This is a genomic window from Agromyces mediolanus, from assembly GCF_014648575.1.
Lineage (GTDB): Bacteria > Actinomycetota > Actinomycetes > Actinomycetales > Microbacteriaceae > Agromyces > Agromyces mediolanus.
Genome location: NZ_BMRJ01000001.1, coordinates 1,605,758 through 1,628,115 on the forward strand (window position 1 = coordinate 1,605,758; position 22,358 = coordinate 1,628,115).

General features: G+C 71.8%; 20 protein-coding genes. 11 read left to right on the forward strand and 9 right to left on the reverse strand.

The window, feature by feature from the left end:
• The 5 genes from IEY71_RS07585 to IEY71_RS07605 form a co-directional block, all read left to right on the forward strand.
• On the forward strand, positions 1 to 1,569 hold a 1,569-nt coding region (locus tag IEY71_RS07585), incomplete at its 5' end, for a S1C family serine protease (protein WP_229781573.1).
• Positions 1,570 to 1,726: 157 nt separating this feature from the next.
• Positions 1,727 to 2,725 carry a glycosyltransferase family 2 protein gene (locus tag IEY71_RS07590; RefSeq protein WP_189085123.1) on the forward strand — a complete coding sequence of 333 codons (999 nt, stop codon included), beginning with the start codon at positions 1,727 to 1,729 and terminating at the stop codon, positions 2,723 to 2,725.
• Between the two features lie 3 nt (positions 2,726 to 2,728).
• Positions 2,729 to 3,556 (forward strand): CDP-alcohol phosphatidyltransferase family protein, encoded by an 828-nt coding sequence (locus IEY71_RS07595; RefSeq protein WP_189084626.1) that lies wholly within the window; start codon positions 2,729 to 2,731, stop codon positions 3,554 to 3,556.
• 49 nt (positions 3,557 to 3,605) lie between these two features.
• Positions 3,606 to 4,451, forward strand: a complete 846-nt coding sequence (locus IEY71_RS07600; protein WP_229781645.1) for a glycosyltransferase — start codon at positions 3,606 to 3,608, stop codon at positions 4,449 to 4,451.
• Positions 4,452 to 4,547: 96 nt separating this feature from the next.
• A complete protein-coding gene (locus tag IEY71_RS07605; protein ID WP_189084628.1) occupies positions 4,548 to 5,876 on the forward strand; it encodes a CDP-glycerol glycerophosphotransferase family protein in 1,329 nt (442 codons plus the stop codon).
• Positions 5,877 to 5,897: 21 nt separating this feature from the next.
• On the opposite strand, the gene IEY71_RS07610 is transcribed toward IEY71_RS07605, so the two are convergent.
• Both IEY71_RS07610 and IEY71_RS07615 read right to left on the reverse strand, forming a co-directional pair.
• Positions 5,898 to 8,831, reverse strand: coding sequence for a DEAD/DEAH box helicase family protein (locus IEY71_RS07610; protein ID WP_189084629.1), 2,934 nt, complete (start codon positions 8,829 to 8,831; stop codon positions 5,898 to 5,900).
• Positions 8,828 to 10,717 (reverse strand): site-specific DNA-methyltransferase, encoded by a 1,890-nt coding sequence (locus IEY71_RS07615; RefSeq protein WP_189084630.1) that lies wholly within the window; start codon positions 10,715 to 10,717, stop codon positions 8,828 to 8,830. The genes IEY71_RS07610 and IEY71_RS07615 overlap by 4 nt, the downstream gene beginning before the upstream one ends.
• Positions 10,718 to 10,822: 105 nt before the next feature.
• On the opposite strand from IEY71_RS07615, the gene IEY71_RS07620 reads away from it, so the two are divergent.
• Positions 10,823 to 11,122, forward strand: a complete 300-nt coding sequence (locus IEY71_RS07620) for a helix-turn-helix domain-containing protein (protein ID WP_189084631.1) — start codon at positions 10,823 to 10,825, stop codon at positions 11,120 to 11,122.
• A 33-nt stretch (positions 11,123 to 11,155) separates the two neighbouring features.
• Here the strand turns inward: IEY71_RS07620 and IEY71_RS07625 are convergent, their stop codons facing one another.
• Entirely contained in the window at positions 11,156 to 11,473 is a 318-nt protein-coding gene (locus tag IEY71_RS07625) for a hypothetical protein (protein WP_189084632.1), read from the reverse strand.
• Between the two features lie 82 nt (positions 11,474 to 11,555).
• A complete protein-coding gene (locus IEY71_RS07630) occupies positions 11,556 to 12,554 on the reverse strand; it encodes a hypothetical protein (protein ID WP_229781574.1) in 999 nt (332 codons plus the stop codon).
• A 142-nt stretch (positions 12,555 to 12,696) separates the two neighbouring features.
• Between IEY71_RS07630 and thrC the strand changes: the two genes are divergently transcribed.
• Complete coding sequence (gene thrC, locus IEY71_RS07635; RefSeq protein ID WP_189084633.1) at positions 12,697 to 14,121, forward strand: threonine synthase; 1,425 nt, start codon at positions 12,697 to 12,699, stop codon at positions 14,119 to 14,121.
• 22 nt (positions 14,122 to 14,143) lie between these two features.
• Here the strand turns inward: thrC and IEY71_RS07640 are convergent, their stop codons facing one another.
• Positions 14,144 to 14,932, reverse strand: coding sequence for an ABC transporter ATP-binding protein (locus tag IEY71_RS07640; protein WP_189084634.1), 789 nt, complete (start codon positions 14,930 to 14,932; stop codon positions 14,144 to 14,146).
• On the reverse strand, positions 14,932 to 15,705 hold the full coding sequence (locus IEY71_RS07645) for an ABC transporter permease (protein ID WP_229781646.1): 774 nt from the start codon (positions 15,703 to 15,705) through the stop codon (positions 14,932 to 14,934). The genes IEY71_RS07640 and IEY71_RS07645 overlap by 1 nt, the downstream gene beginning before the upstream one ends.
• Before the next feature lie 107 nt (positions 15,706 to 15,812).
• Here IEY71_RS07645 and IEY71_RS07650 point away from each other — a divergent pair, with 107 nt between their 5' ends.
• Positions 15,813 to 16,361: an ECF transporter S component gene (locus tag IEY71_RS07650; protein ID WP_189084635.1), complete on the forward strand. Its 549-nt coding sequence runs from the start codon at positions 15,813 to 15,815 to the stop codon at positions 16,359 to 16,361.
• Between the two features lie 82 nt (positions 16,362 to 16,443).
• Here IEY71_RS07650 and IEY71_RS07655 read toward each other — a convergent pair whose 3' ends face one another.
• Positions 16,444 to 17,136 carry a phosphocholine cytidylyltransferase family protein gene (locus IEY71_RS07655; RefSeq protein WP_189084636.1) on the reverse strand — a complete coding sequence of 231 codons (693 nt, stop codon included), beginning with the start codon at positions 17,134 to 17,136 and terminating at the stop codon, positions 16,444 to 16,446.
• Between the two features lie 211 nt (positions 17,137 to 17,347).
• The gene (locus tag IEY71_RS07660) at positions 17,348 to 17,947 is read right to left on the reverse strand and encodes a hypothetical protein (protein WP_189084637.1); all 600 of its coding nucleotides are present in this window, start codon (positions 17,945 to 17,947) and stop codon (positions 17,348 to 17,350) included.
• Between IEY71_RS07660 and IEY71_RS18355 the strand changes: the two genes are divergently transcribed.
• From IEY71_RS18355 to IEY71_RS07675, 3 genes are read left to right on the forward strand one after another with little or no spacing between them, the layout of a single operon-like run.
• The gene (locus IEY71_RS18355; protein ID WP_229781575.1) at positions 17,904 to 19,067 is read left to right on the forward strand and encodes an ABC transporter ATP-binding protein; all 1,164 of its coding nucleotides are present in this window, start codon (positions 17,904 to 17,906) and stop codon (positions 19,065 to 19,067) included. The genes IEY71_RS07660 and IEY71_RS18355 overlap by 44 nt on opposite strands.
• On the forward strand, positions 19,043 to 20,617 hold the full coding sequence (locus tag IEY71_RS07670) for a hypothetical protein (RefSeq protein ID WP_189084638.1): 1,575 nt from the start codon (positions 19,043 to 19,045) through the stop codon (positions 20,615 to 20,617). Before IEY71_RS18355 ends, IEY71_RS07670 begins: the two co-directional genes overlap by 25 nt.
• A 47-nt stretch (positions 20,618 to 20,664) precedes the next feature.
• The gene (locus tag IEY71_RS07675; protein ID WP_189084639.1) at positions 20,665 to 20,952 is read left to right on the forward strand and encodes a DUF3039 domain-containing protein; all 288 of its coding nucleotides are present in this window, start codon (positions 20,665 to 20,667) and stop codon (positions 20,950 to 20,952) included.
• Positions 20,953 to 20,997: 45 nt separating this feature from the next.
• Here the strand turns inward: IEY71_RS07675 and IEY71_RS07680 are convergent, their stop codons facing one another.
• Positions 20,998 to 22,317, reverse strand: coding sequence for a nicotinate phosphoribosyltransferase (locus IEY71_RS07680; RefSeq protein WP_189084640.1), 1,320 nt, complete (start codon positions 22,315 to 22,317; stop codon positions 20,998 to 21,000).
• Between the last annotated feature and the right edge of the window lie 41 nt (positions 22,318 to 22,358).

Sequence of the window (22,358 nt, forward strand, 5' to 3'; positions counted from 1 at the left end):
AACGAGACCCCGGCCCCGGCGTCCGCCGGCTGGGTCGCCCCGAACGCCCCCGCCGCGCCGCAGCCGACGCCGCAGGCCGCAGCGCCCCAGGCGTCCGTCCCGCAGGCCGCGGACCAGCCGGCCGCGCCGGCAACCGGCACGCTCTACGAGCCCGGCCGAGCGCCGCAGCCGTACCACGCGGCCCAGTACCCGCACCCGGCCGCCCCGCAGCCGACCCACCCCGCGACGCAGCCCACGCAGCCCCTGCCCGGCGCGCACCAGCCGCAGCCGGGCCAGGTGCCGCCGGGCCAGGTCCCGCCGGCGTTCGGCGGGCAGCCCGCCGCGGCGCCCGCGCCGAAGAAGCGTCCGGTCGGGCTCGGCATCGCCGCGGCCATCGTCGCGGCCGCCCTCATCGGCGGCGGCGCCGGCGCGGGCGTCACCGCCCTGGCCATGGCGAACCGCACGACCACGACCTCCGCGAGCGCCAACCCGCAGAACGTCGTCGTGAACGACACCGACTCCGTGAACCAGGTCACCGCGGTCGCGGCGAAGGCGAGCCCGAGCGTCGTCACCATCTCGGTGTCCTCGGCCGACGGCGCGGGCACGGGATCGGGCATCATCCTGTCCGACGACGGCTACGTGCTGACGAACACCCACGTCGTCACCCTCGACGGCGCGACCGGCACGCCCACGATCCAGGTGAAGACCGACGACGGGCACCTGTACACGGCCGAGCTCGTCGGCACCGACCCGCTGAGCGACCTCGCCGTGATCAAGCTGAAGGACGCCTCGGGGCTGACCCCGCTCGCCTTCGCCGACTCGAGCAAGCTCAACGTCGGCGACACCGCCATCGCGATCGGCGCCCCCCTCGGGCTGTCCGGCACCGTCACCGACGGCATCGTGAGCGCGCTGAACCGTTCGATCGAGGTCGCGTCCTCGGCGGCGCCGTCCACGCCGGACGACAGCGGCCAGGGCGACCAGCAGCAGGGCGGACAGCAGCCCTTCGACTTCTGGAACTTCGACATCCCGGGCCAGGGCGGTCAAGGGGGACAGGGCGGACAGCAGACGCAGCAGGGCGGCGGCAACATCTCGATCCCCGTGATCCAGACCGACGCCGCGATCAACCCCGGCAACTCCGGCGGCGCGCTGCTCAACAGCAAGGGCGAGCTCATCGGCGTCAACGTCGCGATCCTCGGCACCGGCGACTCGTCGTCCGGTCAGTCTGGCAACATCGGCGTCGGCTTCGCGGTTCCGTCGAACCTCGCCAAGCGGGTCTCCGACGAGATCATCGCGAACGGCTCGGCGACGCACGGCCTGCTCGGCGCGACCGTGACGGCCGCCCAGAGCGACGAGCAGAGCAGCACCGTCGGTGCGCTCATCACCGATGTTCCCGCCGGGGGCGCCGCGGCGAACGCGGGCCTGCAGAAGGGCGACGTCGTCACCCAGTTCAACGGGCTGCCGATCACCGACCAGACCGACCTCACGGCGCAGGTCCGTGCGCTCGCGGGCGGTGCCGAGGCGGAGATCACGTACCTCCGCGACGGCGAGGCGCACACCGTGACGGTCACGCTCGGCACCTTCGAGGGCTGATCCCGAGACCGACGCAGCATCCCGGCGAGTGGCCGGAGCCATCGCGGCTCCGGCCACTCGGCGTTTGCTAGGCTCGATCGACCCAGCAGCAGAGTGAGGAATCTTGCCCGATCAGCCCGACGGCACCACCCGGTCGACGCTCGGCGTCTCCTACGTGATGCCGGTGCTGAACGATGCCTCGCACGTCCGCGCCGCCGTGGAGTCGATCCTCGATCAGCACTACGACGGCCCCGTCGAGGTGCTCATCGCCCTCGGGCCGTCGATCGACGGCACGTCCGAGCTGGTCGCCGACCTGGCCGCGCGCGACGCCCGTGTCCGCGTGCTCGACAACGAGGTGGGCTCGACGCCCGCGGGTCTCAACCTCGGCATCCGCGCGGCCCAGTATCCCGTGGTCGTGCGCGTCGACTCGCACTCGATGCTGCCGGCCGACTACACCCGGATCGCCGTCGACACGCTCGAGCGCACCGGTGCCGACAACGTCGGCGGCATCATGGCCGCGCACGGTGAGACCGCGTTCGAACGGGCCGTGGCGCGGGCGTACACCACCCCAGTCGGGCTCGGCGGCTCCGCCTTCCACGTCGGCGGCACGGCGGGACCGGTCGAGACCGTCTACCTCGGCGTCTTCCGCCGTTCCGCCCTCGAACGCGTCGGCCTCTTCGACGAGACGATCAAGCGCGGCCAGGACTGGGAGCTCAACCGCCGTCTGCGGGCGAGCGGCGGCATCGTCTGGTTCACCCCGGAGCTGAGCGTGACGTACCGGCCCCGGTCGAGCCTCGAACGCCTCGGACGGCAGATGTTCTCCACCGGGCTCTGGCGCGGGGAGCTCGCCCGGCGCTTCCCCGCGGCGAACGGCGTGCGCTACTTCGTCCCGCCCGTCATGGTGCTCGGGGTGCTGCTCGGCCTGCTCGCGGGCCTCGGCGGCCTCATCCAGGCGCTCGCGGGCCAGACGCCGTGGCTCGCCGCGGGGCTCGTCGTCCCGATCGTGTACCTGCTCTTCGTTCTCGTCGCGGCCCTCCTCTACGGTCGCGGCCAGGGTGCCGCGTCATGGCTCTGGTTTCTCGTAGTCTTGCCGTGCATCCATGTCGCGTGGGGCGCCGGCTTCGTGCTCGGCTATCTCTCGCTGACACGGAACATCGCCAGTCATACGGGAAGGTAACGGATGTCGCACCCGCACTCGACGTCGTCGGAGCCGTCGAGAACGCACCCATCGAGCCTTGCCGAGTTGAAGGCGGTCACCCAGCCGCCGGAGGTCCGCGGGCGGCGCAATGCGGAGCACTGGACGGCATCGCTCTACCTGCGACGGCTCTCGCCGTACCTGACCTGGCTGCTGCTGAAGACGCCGATCTCGGCGAACGGCGTGACGGGGCTGATGATCCTGGTCGGCTGGTCGACGGCTGCGGCGCTGCTCATCCCCGGCATCTGGGGTGCGCTGCTCGCCGTGATCCTCGGGCAGTTGCAGATGCTCGTGGACTGCTGCGACGGCGAGGTCGCCAGATGGCGGCGCACGTCGTCGCCCGCCGGCGTGTTCCTCGACAAGGTCGGGCACTACTCGACCGAGGCGCTCATCCCGATCGCGCTCGGCATCCGCGCCGCCGCGTACCCGCTCGAGTTCCCCGCCGACTTCCTCTGGACGACCGTCGGCGCCCTGCTCGCGCTCGTCATCGTGCTGAACAAGGCGCTGAACGACATGGTGCACGTCGCCCGGGCGAACGCCGGTCTGCCGAAGCTCGCCGACACCCACGGCGAGACGGCGCCGCGCGGCGGCCTCGTCGCGAAGCTCCGCCGCGTCGCCCGCTTCGTGCCGTTCCACCGGCTCTACCACTCGGTCGAGCTCACGCTCATCGCGTTCGCCGCCGCCGTGGTCGGGCTCTTCGTCGGTCAGCCGATCGTGGACCGGGTCGTCGTGGCCGCCCTGCTGCCGCTGGCCGTGCTCGCCGTCCTCGGCCACTTCGTGGCGATCATGGCGAGCCGTCGTGTCCGCTCCTGAGCCGGCGGCCGGGGGCGTGACCCCCCGCTTCGGCGTCGTCGTGCTCACGATGGGCCGCCGTTCGGCGGAACTGCTGCGCGGCGTGCGCAGCGTGCTCGAGCAGCGCGGGGTCGCGGTCGACGTCGTCGTGGTCGGCAACGGCTGGGACCCGGCGACCGCGGAGCCGGCCCTGCCCGCCGGGGTGCGGACGCTCGCGCTCGCCGAGAATCTCGGCATCCCGGCCGGCCGCAATCGCGGGGTGCCTGAGGTCGAGGGCGAGCTGCTCTTCTTCCTCGACGACGACGCGTTCCTGCCGGACCCGGAGTTCCTCGCGAAGGGGGCGGCGCTGCTCGCCGCCCGGCCCGAGCTCGGACTCGTGCAGCCGCGGGTCGTCGACCCGACCGGACTCGCCTCGCCGCGCCGCTGGATCCCGCGGATCCGCAAGGGCGATCCCGCGCACTCGAGCGACGTCTTCTCCTGCTGGGAGGGAGCGGTGCTGCTGCCGCGCGCCGTGTTCGACCGGACCGGAGGGTGGGCGGACCCGTTCTTCTACGCGCACGAGGGGGTCGAACTCGCCTGGCGGGTCTGGGACACCGGGCATCGCGCCTGGTACGCGGGCGAGCTCGAGGCCGCCCACCCGGTCATCGACCCCGCGCGGCACTCGTACTACTTCCGGCTCAACGCCCGCAACCGCGTCTGGCTGGCCCGGCGCAACCTGCCCGCCGTGCTCGTCCCGTTCTACGTGGGCTCGTGGACGGCGATCCAGGTGCTGCGCTGGGCGCGCAGACCGGCGCAGCTGCGCGCCTGGTTCGGCGGCTGGCTCGCCGGCTGGCGCGAGGATCCGGGGGAGCGACGGCCGCTCCGCTGGCGGACGGTCTGGCGGATGACCCGCGCCGGTCGGCCGCCGATCGTCTGAACCGCTCTCGGATCGCTCGGTAACGATCGGCTCTCGGTGCGGCCGCAACGCTCGCCCCGGGGCATCCGCTCAGCCGGGCCTGGCTACCCTTGCCGAGTGGGATTGAAGACTGACGCTCGCCGTGCCGTGAAGCTCGCGAGGAACATCATCGCCTCGCGGCGCGCGCAGCGAGCGCTCGGCACGGCGCTCGCCCGGGTGGCGCCGCTCGAACCCGGCCGTTACCGGATCGGGGTGTACTTCGCCGACGGCAAGGTCAATCTCTACCAGCTGCGCCAGTGGTACAAGCCCCTCGCCGAGCTCGCGAAGACGCATCCCGTGGTGATCCTCAGCCGCGCCTCCGGTGCGGCGCTCGCCCTGCTCGACGAGTCGCCGGTGCCCGTCGCCTACGTGCGGCGCGTCGCCGATCTCGAGCAGCTCATCCACGATCAGCAGCTCCAGCTCATCCTCTACGTGAACCAGAACGCGAAGAACTTCCAGATGATGCGCTACGGGCGGCGCTGGCACGTGTTCATCAACCACGGCGAGTCCGACAAGATGTACATGACCACGAATCAGTTCAAGGCCTACGACTACGCCCTGATCGCGGGCGACGCGGCCAGGAGCCGGCTCGGCAAGGTGCTCTGGGACTACGACTTCGACAAGCGGGCGATCCCGATCGGCCGACCGCAGGCCGACCACTACCACGACGGGCGCGAGCTGCCCTACCCCGACGACGGGCGCGAGGTCGTGCTCTACGCCCCGACCTGGGAGGGCGACCGCGCGGCGGCCGCCTACGGTTCGATCGCCTCGCACGGCGTCGCGCTCGTCACCGCGCTGCTCGCGACGGGCCGGCACCGGGTGATCTACCGCCCGCACCCGCGATCCGGGGTGCTCGACCACGAGTACGCGGCCGCGAACCGGGCGATCATCGACGCCATCGGCGCCGCGAACCAGGCCGATCCGAGCGCGATGCACGTCTACGACGACGGCCCGGAGCTCGGCTGGCAGCTCGCCGCCGCCGACCTCGCCGTCGTCGACATCTCGGCGATGGTCTACGACCGGCTCGCGACCGGCAAGCCGCTGCTCATCACCCGGCCCCTCGCGGAGGAGGCGGAGATCGACACGGGCGGCTACCTCTCGGCGTGCGAGTGGCTGGTCGCCGAGCCCGGGAGGCCGCTCGCGCAGGCGGGCGCGGCGATGGTCGCGCGGGTCGACGAGGTCGCGCACGATCCGGCTGCGCTCGACCGACTCGGCCACTGGGTCGAGCGGTACTTCGGCGACACCGCCCCGGGTGCCGCGACCGCGCGGTTCCACGCCGCGATCGACCACCTCATGGCGGAGTGGGAGCGCTTCGCCGCCGAGCACCGGGACGACGAGGCCATCGACGAGCACGACGTCGAGGGCGAGCGGGCCGAGAGCCGGGCCGACGAGGACGCGCACGGCTGAGCTCCAGCGAGCCTTCGCGGTTCAGTAGAGCGTCGGCGCCCCGCCCGGGGTCGGCGCCGACAGCCGCTCCAGCTCGAGCAGCTCGCTCAACCGGCCACCACCGCGTCGCCAGGCGTCGACCGCCTCCTCGCCGAGCAGCACGTAGTGCCAGCGGCGACCGCTTCGTGCGGCGGCCGGCAGCCGGTTCAACGTCTCGACCCAGTCGAGCGCCGCGCGTCGCTTGCGCTCGACGTCCGGATGGGCGAGCGCGGACTGCGCCTTCGTCTCGACGACGTACACCGCCTCGGACGTGCGCACCAGGAAGTCCGGCGAGTACCAGGCCGGCAGGCCGTCGGAGCGGAGGTACGGCCGGCGCAGGAACGTGTGCGCGTACTCGTCGATCTTGATGAACGCCTCGACCCGGCCGTCCTGATCCGCCCATTCGATGAAGCGCCGTTCCAGCCCGCCGCCGCGGCTCGCGACCCGCAGCGCGGGGAAGACACATTTGCGGCTGGGCACCGCGTCGCGCGCCCGCATCAGCATGCTGCCGATCTCGGCGACGCTGCGCTGCTCGACGAGCGCCGTCGCGACGGTGCGGTGCTGCTGCGTCTCCACCAGTGCGGTCGAGAACACGCCGGCGACGTGCTCGGCGACGCCGGGGAGGAGGAGCACGCGCCATCCGTCCTCGAGCGTCGGGTCGAACGGCTCGCGGAAGAGCCGGTCGCGCACGTAGCGGTCCACCCAGGCGGCGATGCGGGCGCGGTGAGTGACGAGCAGCGGGTACCGGCTCGCCGCGCTGAAGCGCGCGGCCGCCGGCGTGAAGGCGCGCCCGACGACCGTGGCGATGCGCCGGGTGACGCGGGCGAGGAAGTCGTTGTAGCCGGTCGCGGTCATGACGCCGCCGTCGACCCGGTAATCGCCGTACTGCGTCCGCGTCTGCAGGTCGTGCGAGCTCCATCGCTCCCCGCGGCCGACCGCGCGGCGCAGGACCGCGAGCTCGAAGCGGCACGGCTCGAGCGAGCGGGGGTCGATCCGGGGCTCGACGAGCTCCTCCTCGTGCTCGCGCACGATCTCGGGCACGAAGAGGTCGTACTTCTGCCAGTCGGGTCGCAGCTCGACGCGCTCGAGGTCGCCGACGGCGGCGGTCCCGTCGTCGTCGACGATCGCGAGCAGGCCGTCGCCGAGCAGCTCGTCGTAGAACGCCTCGAAGGCCGGGTGCTCGACGATGAACAGCACGTCGAAGTGATTGGCCGGTTCGAGTCCGCGGCGCATGCGTTCTCGCGTCTCCCGTTTCAGCTCCTCCACCACGGGGTCGCCCCGCCACATCAGCCGGAGGCCGCGGCCGATCGTCTGTTCGAGCAGGATCCCAGAGCCCGCGGAGCGGAGCGGCACGACCACGCAGATGCTGTCGACGTCGAAGCCCTCGCGGAGCATCAGCACGCTGACGACGACGCGCGGCCGCGCCTGCCGGTCGAGGTCGAAGAGCCGGGCGCGGATCGGCTCCCACTCCTTCGGACCGAGCTCGCTGCGTCGGCCGCTGTCGACTCTGAGCACGTCCTCGGGGTCGAGCCGCTCGGCTTCGAGCAGGAACTCCTCGACGTGGCGGGAGACGATCGTGTCCTCGGTCACGATCAGGAGCTTCGGGCGCCGCTCGGGGTCGATCTCGGCGAACTGCGCCTCGAGGAGGGCGAGCTTGCTCAGCCCGGCGCGGATCATGGTGCGCTGGCCGGGGGAGAGCCCCACGACCGCGCCGTGCTCGTCGCGCTCGGCGGTGAAGTCGAGGGGGAGCGCGGCCAACTCGCTGCGCTTGTCGAGCGCGATCGCCTTGACCAGCCCCCTCCGCATCGCGGCGTGGAGGTCGAAGTCGACGACGATGTGCGGGAAGTAGCGACGGCGGGGCCGTCGACCGCCGCCAGTCTCGTCGAAGGGCGTCGCCGAGAAGTCGAGCTGGATGAATCGGCGGCCCTTCGTCGCGGCGATCGCCGTGAGGCTCTGCTGCCACTCCACGTCGCTCGCGTCCTGTCCGGCCCGCAGCGCGTGCACGTGGTGCGCCTCGTCGTTCAGGACCACGAGGTCGGGGAGGTCGACGAGCGACTGCAGCGGGCGGCCCCGCTGCGCCCGCCGGTCGAGCGCCTCCAGTGCGTGCCCGGCCGCGCCGGGGGAGAGCGGGAACATGCTCTCGACGGCGGCCCGCGACGGGTCGTCGGCGCTGCGCCCGCGGCTGCGCGTGCCGCCGTTCGCGTCGCCCGCGAAGTCGGGGTCCTCCGCGCCGGCGAGGAGGTGCCAGTTCGTCACGGCGATCATGCCGCCGGCGGGGACGCGGAGCCCGATCTCGTGCTTTTCGACGACGCCCGAGGCGAGCAGCGCGGCGATGGCGCGTTCGTGCCGGGGCGGAGTGAACAGCGCCCGCCTGGCGTGCAACTCGCTCGTGCTCGGATCCCGCACGCCGTCGACGCGTCGGCCGCGGAACGAGTCGAGGAGCCGTTCGTAGACGATGAGCCCGGGCGCCACGACGAGGAAGTTGCTGCTGAAGCGCGGGTCGGCGGGCGTCGCGAGATGGTTGAGGTGCTGCCAGACGAGCAGCGCGTTCATCACCCAGGTCTTGCCCGTTCCGGTGGCGAGCTTCGCGGCGTACTTGGGATGCCCGTGGCGTTCGTGCGCGAGCTCCTGGCGCTGGGCCGCCGAGAGCGCGCTCGGGGCGAGGCGCTCGTAGAGCTCGCGCAGATTCGACGCGCCCAGCACCTCGTGCGCGTAGACGATCGCGAGGATGGCGTCGCGCTGCCCCTCGTGGAAGGCATCCGGCCGCCCGGCGGAGAGCGAGGCGTCGAACCACCAGCGGAGCAGCTCGGCCGTCGTCGGGGTGACGGCCTCGAGGAGCGCCGACGGCTCGCCGGACTCGATCGCCCGGGCGTCGTCGGCCAGCCTGATCGAGATCTCCCTGGCGAGCGGCAGCTCCTCGTCGATCGGGATCCTCATGAGGCATCCGCCTCGACGGCGTCGAGCTCCAGCACGACCTCCGACTCGAAGCCGAAGACGTCGACCGCCCGGACGCAGATGCGACGGACCCCGGGGCGCCACGGGGCGCGCAGCGTCGCCGAGGCGACGACGCGCAGCGGGTCGTCGTCGTTCAGGGTGTTGCCGCGGTAGTCCTGCCAGGTGGAGCGGAAGAGCTCGCCGTCGTAGTCGGGGTCGACGGCCCAGTACTCGATGAGCGAGAGCGGGTCGCGGTTCATCAGCTGGAGCACCTTCTCGCGGTCCTCGGCGCGAAGGCTGATCGCCTCGGGGGAGAGCAGCACGTAGTTGTCGAGCCCGACCACGAGCTCGAGCTCGTCGCCGAGGCGTCGCGCCGTGCGGAGGCCCGCCTCGAGGTACTGGAGCGTGGAGAAGCGCACGCTGTCGCCGAGCCGCCCGCCCTTCTTCTTCAGCCGGTCGATGAGGTCGGGCGGGATGACGCGCACCTCGAGGCGGGCGTCGGCGAGCGCCTCGATGTCGTGGCCGATGCCGGCGGGGAAGTTCCAGCCGAGCACGACGACGCGTTCGAAGCCCCCGAGCGCCGAGTCGCGCTGCGACTGGGCGCGGCGCAGCGATTCGACGGTCGTGAGCCGGGCGGGGCTCTCCGCGACGACGAGCGTGCGGCCGCCCGGCAGGCTGCCGAGGGCGCCGTTCGGGTTCTGCGCCTCGGGCAGCGGCTCGGCGCCGTAGAGCCCGAGCACGGTGCGGGCGAGGTCGCCGACGCGGTAGCGGCGGCCCAGGCTGGAGCGCATCTGCTCGACCTGGTAGTCGCCGATCTCCTGGTAGAGGAACGGCCGCGCGTCCTGGTCGATGAGGCGCTTGCGGATGATCATCGCGGCCGGGCGGCCGAGGTCGCTGGTGATCCAGCGGCGTCCGGATGCCTCGGCCGCCGCGGCCGTCGTGCCGGAGCCGCCGAAGAAGTCGGCGACGAGCCCGCCCGGCGGGCAGGAGGCCTCGATGACCCGGTCGAGCAGGGCGCGCGGCTTCTGCGTGGCGTAGGCGACGCGTTCCTTGGCGACGGGGTTGATCATCGAGAGGTCCCAGACATCGGGCATCGCGACGCCCTTCGTGGCCTCCTCGCTCAGCACCGAGCGGCGCACGCCGTCATCGCCGATCGTGCTCACCCAGGCGCGGCCCTGCCCGCTCGACTTCTCGGACTTCGGGATGTAGAGCTGCTTGAAGTAGTGCTGCCCCTTGCGCTTCGCGTAGACGAAGAGGGTGTCGTGGTTGCGGGCGAAGCTCGTGCTCGCGATGTTCCAGCGCCGGTAGTACCAGACGACCTCGTTGAGGAAGTTCTCCCGACCGAACACCTCGTCGCAGATGAGCTTCACGTAGTGCCCGACGTGCCAGTCGATGTGGAGGTAGAAGCTGCCGGTGTCGGCGAGGAGCTCCCGCGCCAGCACGAGCCGGGGCGTCAGCATCGCGAGGTAGGAGGCGGTGCCGTCGGCCCAGGTGTCGGAATAGGCGAACTGCTCGACCGCCGTCGGCCGGGTCTCGACCTCGTGGCCGGGGAGGGTGAGCTTCGTGCGGTAGTCGGCCTTCGAATCGAACGGCGGGTCGAGGTAGACGAGGTCGACGCCGCCCGCCAGTCCCGGCGTCGCGTCGTCGCCGGCGAGGAGGGCCGACATCGCGAGCAGGTTGTCGCCGTAGATCAGCCGCCCGGACGGCTCGGGCTGCTCCAGCGCGGCGGCGTGGTGCAGCGGCAGACCGCTCGCCTCGCGGCTCGGCTGCACGAACTCGCGCGTGTGCAGGCGCACGCGCTGTTCTCCCGTGAGTTGCTCGAGCACCCGCGCGGCCTCGCGCTTGCCATCGGCGACGATCTTCGGCAGCTGATCGAGCAGCGATCTCATTGGTCTCCTCACGGCTGGATTGGCGGTGCTCTCAGAATAGAGGTAGAAACACTGGAGGTGAATGCACACTGGATCGGAGAACTCGGGGCGGATAGGCATGGAGCTATGCCTGAGCCTCAATCCCGTGCTGCGCAGATCCTCGGCGAGCGTCTGAAGGCGGTCAGGCTCGAGCGGGGCGTGAGCCAGGAGACGGTCGCGCATCTCGCCGACATGCACGTCACCAACCTCGGCAAGATCGAGCGCGGTCAGGCGAACCCGAGGATGACGACGATCGTGCGCATCGCCGGCGTGCTCGACGTCGATCCCGGCGAGCTGCTCGCCGGGATCGGGCTCGCCGAGCTCCCCGGCGTCGACCGGGTCAACGTGCGCGACCTGATCGAGGAGCTCAAGCGCCGGGGCAAATGAGCCGCGGTCGAGCGGCCCCGCGGCTCGACCGCCTCAGAACGCGATGCGCCAGAGGTACTCCTCGCCGCTCGCGCGGAACCACCGCAGCACCGCGACGCAGTCGCGGGCCGGGTCGTCGGCGCGGAGGACGAACGAGACGTGCTCGCCGGGTTCGACCCGAAGCAGCGGCTGCCAGAGCAGACGGCCGTCGCCGAAGAGCGAGAGGTGCACGCCGTGCGCCGCCTCGTCGCCGGCGTTGCGCAGCGTGTACCACGGGGCGCGGCCGCGATCGATGCGCCAGGGCACGCGGTAGGCGATGGGTGATGGGACGGGGTGGGCGTCGACGGCCACAGGCCGGGCCCCGTGCGGCATGGCTCCTCCTCGGGTCGGGATGCGGCACGACACCGTCACGGTACCCGGAACCACCGACGTCGAGCCGTCCGCGCGCCGCCGGCTAGCCGCGGTCGGAGGTGGACGCGTCGGGCGAGCCATCCGCGTCGGACGGGGCATCCGCGTCGGCCGCTGCATCCGCGTCGGCCGGGCCATCCACCGAGTCATCGGCTCGGTTCCGCGAGCGAGCGGCCGCCAGCCGGCCGAACGGCCGCCCTGCGGCGCGGCCGACCGCACCGACCGCGCCGGCGACGCGGCGACCGGCGGAGGAGAGCGTCGGGGCGTCGTCCCGCGGCTCGAGCTCGGACGGCACGACCGCCGGGGCCGCCCCGAACGCGAGCCTCGACTGCGCGAGCACCCGCCGGCCGAGCACGTGATTGCCGACCCCGCCGACGGCCGCGCCGATGCCGAAGGGGAGGGCCTTGCCGATGAACCCCGCGCCGCCGCGCACGGCGAACTGCTTCACGAAGGTGGCTCGCAGGCGGTCGACGACGGTGCCCATCATCGCCTTCGGGAGCGTGTTCGTGATGAGCTCGCCCCAGTACGCGCTGCGCGCGACGCCGCTGCCGCTCGCCTGCGCGGCGAACTGGCGCACGAGGTCGCTGCCCTCCGTGCCGAGCATGAGGGTCATCACGAGCGCGCGAGCCCGCTCCGGATTCTCCACCGGGATGCCGTGCACCTCGGCGACGGACTGGGCGAACAGGGCGGTCGCCTCGAGGAAGCCGGCGGTCTCGACGCCGGAGAGGGCCAGGGTGATCCCCGTGGAGATGCCCGGGATCACGGCCGTCGCGCCCACGGCGGCCCCGCCGGTGGTGACGGCGGCGAGGTAGCGCCGCTCCAGGATGCGCACGAGCTGCTCGGGCGTCGCCTGCGGGGAGCGACGACGGATGCTGCGCAGGTGCGCCACCACGACGGGGCGGTGGATCGCGAGGACGCGGTCGATGGTGCGCTCGACCCCGTGCGCCCGGCCTTCGTCCTGCGGCGCCGCGGCACCGTCGCCCGCGGGCGACTCGCTCGGGGCGTCCCGCCCCATCGAGGTGATCCGGTGCACGCGCTCGGGCATGCAGCGATTGTACGCACACCGGCCTGGACGGCCCCGGTGCGTGCGGCCTTCGAAGCCGCGCACCGCAGCGTCACGCATTCGTCCTGGTCCCGAGGGCCCGATACGATCGAAGCTCAGCGTCTCGTCGACCCGCAGGAGTCTCGTGAAGTACCGCTCGACCCGCGGCGGGCTGTCGCCCGCCCTCTTCACCGAGATCCTCATCGAGGGGCTCGCGCCGGATGGCGGCCTCGTCGTTCCCGAGGAGGTGCCCGCCGTCACCGCCGAGGAGCTCGAGGCTTGGCGCGACCTCGACTACGCGGGCCTCGCCGCCGAGGTCATCGGCCGCTATGCGAGCGGCATCCCCGCCGAGGAGCTCGCGCGGATCTGCCGGGCGGCGTACGATCCCGCCGTCTTCGGGGGCGACCCCATCGTGCCGCTCACCGCGCTCGGGGAGGTCACGCTCGTCGGGCTGTCCGAGGGGCCGACGCTGGCCTTCAAGGACATGGCGATGCAGTTCCTCGGCCAGCTCCTCGAGCACGAGCTCACCGCGCGCGGCACGACCCTGAACATCCTCGGCGCGACCTCCGGCGACACCGGCTCCGCCGCCGAGTACGCGCTGCGGGGCAAGCACGGCGTCGCGGTCTTCATGCTCTCGCCGCAGGGCCGCATGAGCGCCTTCCAGCGCGCGCAGATGTACTCCCTCACCGACGACAACATCCACAACATCGCCGTCGAGGGCGACTTCGATGACTGCCAGCACCTCGTGAAGGTCATCGCGGGCGACACCGCCTTCAAGCGCGAGCACCGGCTCGGCGCGGTCAACTCGATCAATTTCGCGCGCATCGCGGCCCAGCTCGTCTACTACTTCTGGGCGTGGTTGCGGCACAGCGACGCGGTCGCGCCCGAGCATCGCGCCGCGCACCGCGTGTCGATCACGGTGCCGTCCGGCAACTTCGGCAACATCTTCTCGGGCTGGCTCGCCCGCCGCATGGGGCTGCCGATCCACCGGCTCGTCCTGGCCACAAACGAGAACAACGTGCTCGACGAGTTCTTCCGCACCGGGGTGTACCGGCCGCGAACGGGCGAGTCGACCTTCGCGACGTCGAGCCCGTCGATGGACATCTCCCGGGCGTCCAACCTCGAGCGCTTCGTCTTCGAGGTCGTCGGCCGCGATCCGGAGGCGCTCCGCGAGCGCTGGAGCGGGCTCGAGCGCGACGGCGTGCTCGACCTCTCCGCCGAGCAGCCGCGCTTCGCCGAGGAGTTCGGCATCGTGAGCGGCTCCAGCACGCACGCCGACCGCGTGGCGACCATCCGGGAGATCCACCGCTCCACCGGCGCGGTCGTCGACCCGCACACCGCCGACGGGCTCGCGGTCGCCGCCCGGCACCTCGAGCCGGGCATCCCGATGCTCGTCCTGGAGACCGCGAAACCGCAGAAGTTCCCCGAGATCGTCGCCGAGGCGATCGGCGAGCCGGCGGAGCTTCCCGAGGCGCTGCAGGCGCTGCTCGAGGCCCCGCAGCACGTCGTCGAGGTGGCGAACGACGCCGTCGCCGTACGGAACCTGATCGCGCGCGACGCGGCGCACTGAGCGGCGCGGAGGCGGGCGCGCCTCAGCGGCTCGCGTGCTCCGCGTTGTAGCGGTCGAGCACGGCGTCGATCGTGGAGTCCAGCACGAGCCGGCCGCCGTCGAGGTAGAGTCCGCGGGTGCAGAAGCGACGCAGGTCGCGCTCGTTGTGCGAGACGAAGAACAGCGTGCGCCCGCCGGCGAGCAGCTCGTCGATGCGGCGGTAGCACTTCTCGCGGAACGCCTTGTCGCCGACGGCGAGCACCTCGTCGACGAGCATGATCGGCTCCTCCAGCTGCGAGATCACGGCGAAGGCGATCCGCACCTTCATGCCGCTCGACAGGTGCTTGTACGGAGTGTCGAGGAAGTCGCCGATCTCCGCGAAGCCGATGATCTCGTCGAACTTGGCGTCGATCTGGGCTTTCGACATCCCGTGCAGCCCCGCGGTGAGGTACACGTTGTCGCGCACCGTGAGGTCGTCGACGAAGCCGCCCGTGATCTCGATGAGCGGCGCGACACCGCCGGCCACGGTGACGGAGCCCTCGTCGGGCAGCAGCACCCCGGCCACGAGTTTCAGCAGCGTCGACTTGCCCTGGCCGTTGCGGCCGACGACCCCGATCGCCTCGCCCGGTCGCACGTCGAAGGTCACCTCGCGCAGGGCCCAGAACTCTCCCGGTCGGGTGCGGCGCTTCCGGCCCGCGAGGAGGTCCTTGAACGAGCGGCGGCCGCGGCGGTTGCGCCGGAACCGCACGCCGAGGGAGCTGACGCGGATCGCGAAGCCGCCCGAGGCGGACCGCTCGCCCGTGGTGCCGTCGGCGGTGACGGAGTGCGTCATCAGATCTCCTTCAGCATCTGGCGCTCGGAGGCGCGGAACACGAGGAGGCCGACGACGAGGAAGGCGATCGACATCAGCGCCGAGATCAGCACCTCGAACCAGATCAGCTGCTGCGGGAAGAACGCGGCGCGGTAGAGCGAGAAGATTCCGGAGAGCGGATTGAACGCGGCCCAGAACTGCACGCCGCTCGGCAGGTCGGTCGTCGCGTAGATGATCGGCGTCGCGTAGAACAGGAAGCGCAGGATGAGCTTCACCGCCCGCTCGAGGTCGCGGAAGAAGACGACGAGCGGCGCCGCGATGAGGCAGATGCCCGCGGTGAGCACGGCCTGGAGCACGATCGCGAGCGGGAAGAAGACGATCTCCCAGCTCGGCGCGGCGCCGAAGAGGACCGCGAAGAGCGCGAGCACTGGCAGCGCGAAGAGGAACTCGATGCCCTTGGAGAGCACGATCCGGTTCACCCAGATCGTGCGCGGGATCATCGTCGACCGCACGAGCTTCGCGTCCTTGAGGAACGCGCGGGTGGAGTCGGAGACCGAGCCGTTGAACCACATCCACGGCAGCAGCGCGCTCAGCAGGAAGACGATGTACGGTTCGAAGCCGGCCGAGCGGTCGAAGACCTGGGTGAACACGAACCAGTAGATGCCCGCCATCACCAGCGGGTCGAGCACCGACCAGACGTAGCCGAGCACCGAGGTCGAGTACCGCACCTTCAGGTCCCGCGTCGTGAGCAGCCACAGGGAATGCCGGTAGCTGGCGAGCGGCTTCCGGCGCAGCGGATGCACGTCGCCTCCGACGCGAGTGGTGGCAGCAGTCACGCTCTCATCGTAGAGGCGTTCGCCGGGAGAACCGTCCCGAGCCGGCGCGACGGTAGATTTGGAACGTGGCCCCTCGCACCAGCACCAGCACCCGGATCCTCCTGAGCTGCGCCGCCATCGGCGTGGCCGGCGGCGTCGTCGCGGGCGGGTCCGGGTACCTCGCGCTCGTGCTCGCGGCGATCGGGCCGATGTTCTACGGGGTGACCATCGGCGTGCACTTCCTGCCGAGCGTCGTCGCCTTCGCCCTGCTGCGCAGGCCCGGCACTGCGCTCCTCGCCGGCCTCATCGCGGGGCTCGTCGGCGCGGCGTTCGCCCCGCAGTGGCTGCCGCGGCTGATCGGCACGGCGCTCCTCGTCGGCGTGCTCGTCGAGCTGCCGTTCCTGCTCACCCGCTACCGCCGGTGGGAGCCCTGGCTCTACTACGCCTCCGGGCTCACCTCTGGCATCGTCATCGCCGTCGTGGTGTACCTCGCGCTCGGCGGGGAGCACTTCCCGGCCTGGATGTGGGCGATCGCGCTGCCCCTCTATGCCGGCAGCCCGGTGCTCTTCACCTGGATCGGTCGGGTCATCGCGCTCCAGCTCGAGCGGGCGGGCGTCGCCCGCGGGCTCCGCTAGCCCCCCAGCACACCACACGGGGCGGATGCCGTTCGGCATCCGCCCCGTGTCGCTGTGGTGCTGCAGGACGCAGCGTTCCGGATCACACGAAGTGGTTCGCGCGCTCCAGGTCTTCCGCGAAGTCGATCTCGACCGCGTAGAGGTCGGAGACGTCCATCGGCTCGATGAGCAGGCCGTTCTGCTCGATCGCGAGCTCGAGGCCCCGCTCGAAGTAGTCCTGCGCGCCGACGCGCTGCAGCTGCGCGAGGAACGTGGCCTTGTCGCGGCTCGAGATGTAGTTGATGCCGACCGCCTCGCCGAGGCCGCCCTTGACGGTCTTCGAGAGCTCCTTGATGTAGCCCTCGGCGGTGGTGGTGTACTTCACCTCTTCGTCGGACACCTTCGCGGTGTTCACCGTGACGAAGGACTGGTCGCGGGCGATCAGCGCGACGGCGCGGTCGAGGATGCGCGGGTCGAAGACCACGTCGCCGTTCATCCACAGCACGCCGCCGCTCTGCGACGCCTGCAGGGCGCGCATGAGCGACTTCGAGGTGTTCGTCTGGTCGTACTCCTCGTTGTAGACGAAGGACGCCTGCGGGAACGCCTCGATGATGTGCTCGAGCTTGTAGCCGACGACGATCGTCACGTCGGCGTCGCCGCCGAAGGCGTGGCCGATGTTGTCGAACTGCTGGCCCATGATGGTGCGGCCGTCGCCGAGCTCGGTGAGCGGCTTGGGGAGGGAACGCCCGAGCCGGCTCCCCATGCCGGCTGCGAGGATCACGATCTGCGTGGTCACTGCATCTCCTTCGGTGGTGCGGGTGCCGAGACGATCGGTCGCGATGGGCCCGCTCGGGGCCGATCGAAACCTCGTGTTCGCCTTCGGTTCACCCGGAAGTTCACATTGGGACACGCCGTTATGCCGGGACCAGCGTATCCGGTGTCACCCGTCCGGGGCGGGCCGCGCCGGGGAGTCGTAGTGCGATCGTGATACGCCGCACAGGGAATGCTCAGTTTTCGGCGGGGGTGCGAACCACCACGGGACACGGATCCGGCGCCGGCAGTTGGTAGGTTTGCTGGGTGACTTCCGTTTCTCGCTCCGATTCGACCGACGAGGCTCCCGAAGGCACCGGCACGGGGGTGTCCGCGCAGGCCGACCACGGGGAGTCGACGTCGGCCGCGCCCGCGCGGGCGAAGGGCGCCACCGCCCCGAAGCGACCTGCGGCCGCGAAGAAGACGGTGGCGAAGTCCACGGCCGCCGGCTCGGCCGAGGCCGCCGCGAAGAGCGCGAAGCGTTCGGAGGCGGCGAAGCGGGCCGCGGCGACCCGCGCCGCCCGCAAAGCGGAGGCCGCGAAGGCCGAAGCCGCCCGGCAGCAGCGCGGCGAGGAGACCGAGACCGCGAGCGAACCGGCACCCGCGTCGAAGCGTTCGGGCGCCTCGCGGAGCGCCTCGAGTCGAGCGACCGCCGAGCGCACGAGCGCGGCGGGCTCCGCGCGGGCCGCGAAGAGCGCTGCGAAGGCGGACGCTCCGGCGTCGCCCGCCGCTCGATCCCGCTCGACCAGCAGTGTGAGCGCGAAGCGCCAGGCGCTCCGTGCGGCCGCCGCGGTCACCACCGACACCACCGCGGCCGAGCGCCCCAAGAAGCCGGTCGAGCCCGAGGCGAGCGAAGCTGCCGCGGTCGTCGCGGTGGCCGAGACCATCCTCGAGCCCGAGACGGTCGCCGATTCGAGCGCGGTCGACGAGGAGACCCGGGAGCGGGTCCCCGCCGCCGCGCCGGTCGCCGATGCCGTGGTCGACGATCGCGTCGACGAGGAGACCCGCGAGCGCGTCGTCCCGGAGCCTCCGGCCGAGGCGGAGGCGGGCGAGCGCGCCGCCGACGTCGCGGTCGCCGTCATCCCCGCGCCGGCGAAGAAGGCGAGCCGCAAGAAGCGCACGCTCCGCGTCGCCCGCGAGGCGCCGTCCGAGAGCGCGGACCGTGTGCTCGTGGTCGACTCGCTCGTGAAGCGCTTCGGCGACAAGACCGCGGTCGACCGGATCTCGCTGCAGGTGCGCGCCGGCTCGTTCTTCGGCGTCGTCGGCCCGAACGGGGCGGGCAAGACGACCACCCTCTCGATGGTGACCGGGCTGCTGCGTCCCGACGAAGGCACGGTGCGCATCCACGACATCGACGCCTGGGCCGACCCCGAAGCGGCCAAGCGGGCGACCGGCGTCCTGCCCGACCGGCTCCGGCTCTTCGACCGCCTCACCGGTGGTCAGCTGCTCCACTACTCGGGCATCCTCCGCGGCCTCGACGCGCGCACGGTCCGCGAGCGCAGCGCCGACCTCATCGCGGCCTTCGGACTCGACGACGCCGTCGACCGGCTGGTCGCCGACTACTCGGCGGGCATGACGAAGAAGATCGCGCTCGCGTGCGCGATGATCCACTCGCCGCGCCTGCTCGTGCTCGACGAACCGTTCGAGTCCGTCGACCCGGTCTCGGCGGCGAACCTCACCGAGATCCTCGAACGGTACGTCGCCGGTGGCGGCACGGTCGTGCTCTCGAGCCACGGCATGGACCTCATCGAGCGGGTCTGTGACTCGGTCGCGGTCGTCGTCGGCGGCAAGGTGCTCGCCGCCGGCACGCTCGACGAGGTGCGCCAGGGCGAGACCCTGGAAGATCGATTCGTCGCGCTCGCCGGTGGGCGCAAGGCAGCGGAAGGCATGGAATGGTTGCACAGTTTCTCGGACTGAAGCTGCGCCTCCTCGCCAACATCTTCCGACGCAGCCCCTGGCAGGTCGTCGGCATCGTGGTGGGGCTCGTCTACGGGCTCGGCATCGCGGGGCTGCTCTTCTTCGCGCTCGTCGCTCTGCGGTTCGTCGACGACGTCTCGGTCATCCGCGACGCGCTCGTCGTGGCGGGCTCGGCGACGGTCGTCGGCTTCATCGTCTTCCCGCTGATCTTCGGGGTCGACGACACGATGGATCCGCGCAAGTTCGCGCTGTTCGGCATCCCCGGACGGCGACTGGCGATCTCGCTCGCCGTGGCCGCCCTCATCGGCATCCCCGCGTTCGTGCTCGGCATCGTGCTGCTCGGCAGCGTGGTGACCTGGTCGCGCGGCGTGGGGGAGACGATCCTCGCGGTCCTCTCGGCCGCGCTGGCCTTCGCGACCTGCCTGCTGCTCGCGCGCGTCGCGACGGCGGTCGCCTCGTTCCTGCTCGCCACACGCCGGGCGCGCGAGCTGACCGGCGTCCTCGGCCTGCTGCTCGTCGTGGCGGCCTCGCCGGTGATCGTCGCCCTGACGACCGTCGACTGGGCGCGTGAGGGACGGCAGGTGCTCGAGGGCCTCGCCGGATGGCTCGGCTGGACGCCGCTCGGCGCCGCGTTCGCGGTCCCGGGCGACGCGGCCAACGGCGACTGGGGCGTCGCCGTGCTGAAGCTCCTCATCGCCGCGGCCACGCTCGCCCTGCTCGGGCTCGGCTGGATCCGCCTCGTCGAGACGATGCTCGTCACCCCGGAACGCGAGGGGGCGTCGAAGAGCTACCGCGGGCTCGGCTGGTTCGATCGGCTGCCGCAGAACGCGAGCGGCGCGGTCGCCGCGCGCAGCTTCACCTACTGGTTCCGCGACGCACGGTACTGGGTGTCGATCGTCATGGTGCCGCTCGCGCCGGTCATCTTCATCATCGCCTTCAGCATCGTCGGCGTGCCGATGGAGTACCTCGGGCTCGCCCCGGTGCCGCTGATGTGCCTGTTCCTCGGGTGGTCCCTGCACAACGACACGGCCTACGACTCGACGGCGATCTGGTTGCACATCGTCTCCGGAGTCCGCGGCACCGCCGACCGGTTCGGCCGCCTCGTACCCGTGCTCGTGCTCGGCGTCGTCGTGATCGGGCTCGGCAGCGCGCTGACCGTGTTCGTGCTCGACGACTGGCGCCCGTTGCCGTCGCTCATCGGCGTGTCCACGGTGCTGCTCCTCTCCGGCCTCGGCATCGGCTCGGTCACCTCCGCACGCTTCCCGTATCCGGCGGTGAAGCCCGGCGACAGCCCGTTCCAGCAGCCGCAGTCGACCGGCAGCCTCTCCTCGCTCGTGCAGTCGATCACGATGTTCGGCTCCCTGATCGTGGCCGCCCCGGCCGTCGCGTTCGCGCTCCTCGGCGTCTTCGCCGATCCGAGCTGGCATCTGGCCTCCTTCCTTTCGGGCACCGTGCTGGGGCTCGTCGTGATCGTCGCGGGCGTCTGGCTCGGCGGTCGGGTCTTCGATCGTCGCGGGCCGGAGATCCTCGCCGCAGCCATCCGCGCGTAGCTCGCCCAGCGGCCCGGAGGCTCCGACGGGCGCGTAGAATCGAGCGCATGATCCACCCCGTGCACGCGAGCATCGCCGACCCCGGCCAGCCGGGAGGCGGCACCGACGTCCTCGACCGGGAGCTCGAGAAGCTCCTCGAAGAGGAGCTCATCGAGCCCGGCGACCACGAGCGCTTCTCGCACTACGTGCCGAAGGACAAGATCCTCGAGTCGGCGATCACCGGCAAGCCCGTCAAGGCGCTGTGCGGCAAGAAGTGGACTCCGGGCCGCGACCCGGAGAAGTTCCCGGTCTGCCCCGCCTGCAAGGCGATCTACGAGAAGATGCGCGGCGAGTAGCATCCGGCCGCGGCCGGTTGGGGCCGAGCGGCCTCGTCGCCGGCCTCAGCGGTAGTTCGTCGGGATGACGGCCTCGCCGCGCCCGAGCCGGAACGCCTCGATCGGCAGCTCCTGCATGACCTCGGCCCGGTGCGCCCGGGCCGCCTCGGTGCCCGCGCGGCCGGTGTACGCCGCATCCGCGACGCCGTCGACCATCAACGGCACCATCAGCGGTCGCAGCTCGTCGCCGGCTTCGAACTCGGCCTCGCCGCCAGGCCCGTCGCCGACGAAGACGAGCTCCTCGCGCGCCGTGCGCGTGGAGTCGAGCCGGCGCGCCGCGTTCTTGCGCCCGCCCACGCTCGCCTTCTGCGACGAGGCTTTCGCGACGGCGATCCAGTCGCCGGCGTCGTCCCGCCGCGCGACGAGCTTGTAGACCATGCCGGCGGCCGGGAAGCCGGAGCCGGTGACCACCGAGGTGCCGACGCCGTAGGAGTCGACCGGCGCGCCGGAGAGGCCGGCGATCGTGAACTCGTCGAGATCGCTCGTGACGGTGATCTTCGTGTTCACGGCGCCGAGCGAATCGAGCTGCTCGCGCACCGCGGCCACAACGGTGGGCAGGTCGCCCGAGTCGATGCGCACCGCGCCGAGCTCGGGGCCCGCGACGGCGACGGCGAGCTCGACGCCCTTCGCGATGTCGTAGGTGTCGACGAGCAGCGTGGTGGAGGGGCCGAAGGCGTCGACCTGGGCCTGGAACGCCTGCTCCTCCGTGTCGTGCAGCAGCGTGAACGCATGCGCTGCGGTGCCCATGGTCGGGATGCCCCAGGTGCGGCCCGCCTCGAGGTTCGAGGTGGCGTCGAAGCCGGCGATGTAGGCGGCGCGAGCGGCCGCGACGGCCGAGCGCTCGTTCGTGCGCCGCGAGCCCATCTCGGCGAGGGGGCGGCCGAGCGCGACGGAGACCATGCGCGCCGCGGCGCTCGCGACGGAGGAGTCGTAGTTGAGCGTCGACAGCACGAGCGTCTCGAGCATGACCGCCTCGGCGAAGCTCGCCTGGATCGTCAGCAGGGGAGAGCCCGGGAAGTACGCCTCGCCCTCGCGGTACCCCCACACGTCGCCCGTGAAGCGGTAGTCGGCGAGCCAGTCGAGGGTCGCCGGGCGCACGACCTCGTGCTCGCGGAGCCATTCGAGCTCGGCGTCCTCGAAGCGGAAGCGCTCGATGAGCTCGAGCAGGCGCCCGGTGCCGGCGACGACGCCGTAGCGGCGGCCGTCGGGGAGTCGTCTCGCGAACGCCTCGAAGAGCGACTCCCGGTGGGCGGTGCCGTCGAGGAGGGCGGCATCCACCATGGTGAGTTCGTAGCGGTCGGTGAAGAGCGCAGCTGAGCCGGTCACGAAGGAGAGCCTAGTTGCTCGCGCGGGGGATGCCGAGGCAT

Coding starts and splice junctions, on each gene's coding strand:
- IEY71_RS07590 (WP_189085123.1), top strand. CDS start 1,727: ATGCCGGTGCTGAACGATGCCTCGCACGTCCGCGCCGCCGTGGAGTCG.
- IEY71_RS07625 (WP_189084632.1), bottom strand. CDS start 11,473: ATGCCGCACGGGGCCCGGCCTGTGGCCGTCGACGCCCACCCCGTCCCA.
- IEY71_RS07610 (WP_189084629.1), bottom strand. CDS start 8,831: ATGAGGATCCCGATCGACGAGGAGCTGCCGCTCGCCAGGGAGATCTCG.
- IEY71_RS07620 (WP_189084631.1), top strand. CDS start 10,823: ATGCCTGAGCCTCAATCCCGTGCTGCGCAGATCCTCGGCGAGCGTCTG.
- IEY71_RS07615 (WP_189084630.1), bottom strand. CDS start 10,717: ATGAGATCGCTGCTCGATCAGCTGCCGAAGATCGTCGCCGATGGCAAG.
- IEY71_RS07630 (WP_229781574.1), bottom strand. CDS start 12,554: ATGCCCGAGCGCGTGCACCGGATCACCTCGATGGGGCGGGACGCCCCG.
- IEY71_RS07595 (WP_189084626.1), top strand. CDS start 2,729: ATGTCGCACCCGCACTCGACGTCGTCGGAGCCGTCGAGAACGCACCCA.
- IEY71_RS07640 (WP_189084634.1), bottom strand. CDS start 14,932: ATGACGCACTCCGTCACCGCCGACGGCACCACGGGCGAGCGGTCCGCC.
- IEY71_RS07675 (WP_189084639.1), top strand. CDS start 20,665: ATGATCCACCCCGTGCACGCGAGCATCGCCGACCCCGGCCAGCCGGGA.
- IEY71_RS07600 (WP_229781645.1), top strand. CDS start 3,606: ATGGGCCGCCGTTCGGCGGAACTGCTGCGCGGCGTGCGCAGCGTGCTC.
- IEY71_RS07670 (WP_189084638.1), top strand. CDS start 19,043: ATGGTTGCACAGTTTCTCGGACTGAAGCTGCGCCTCCTCGCCAACATC.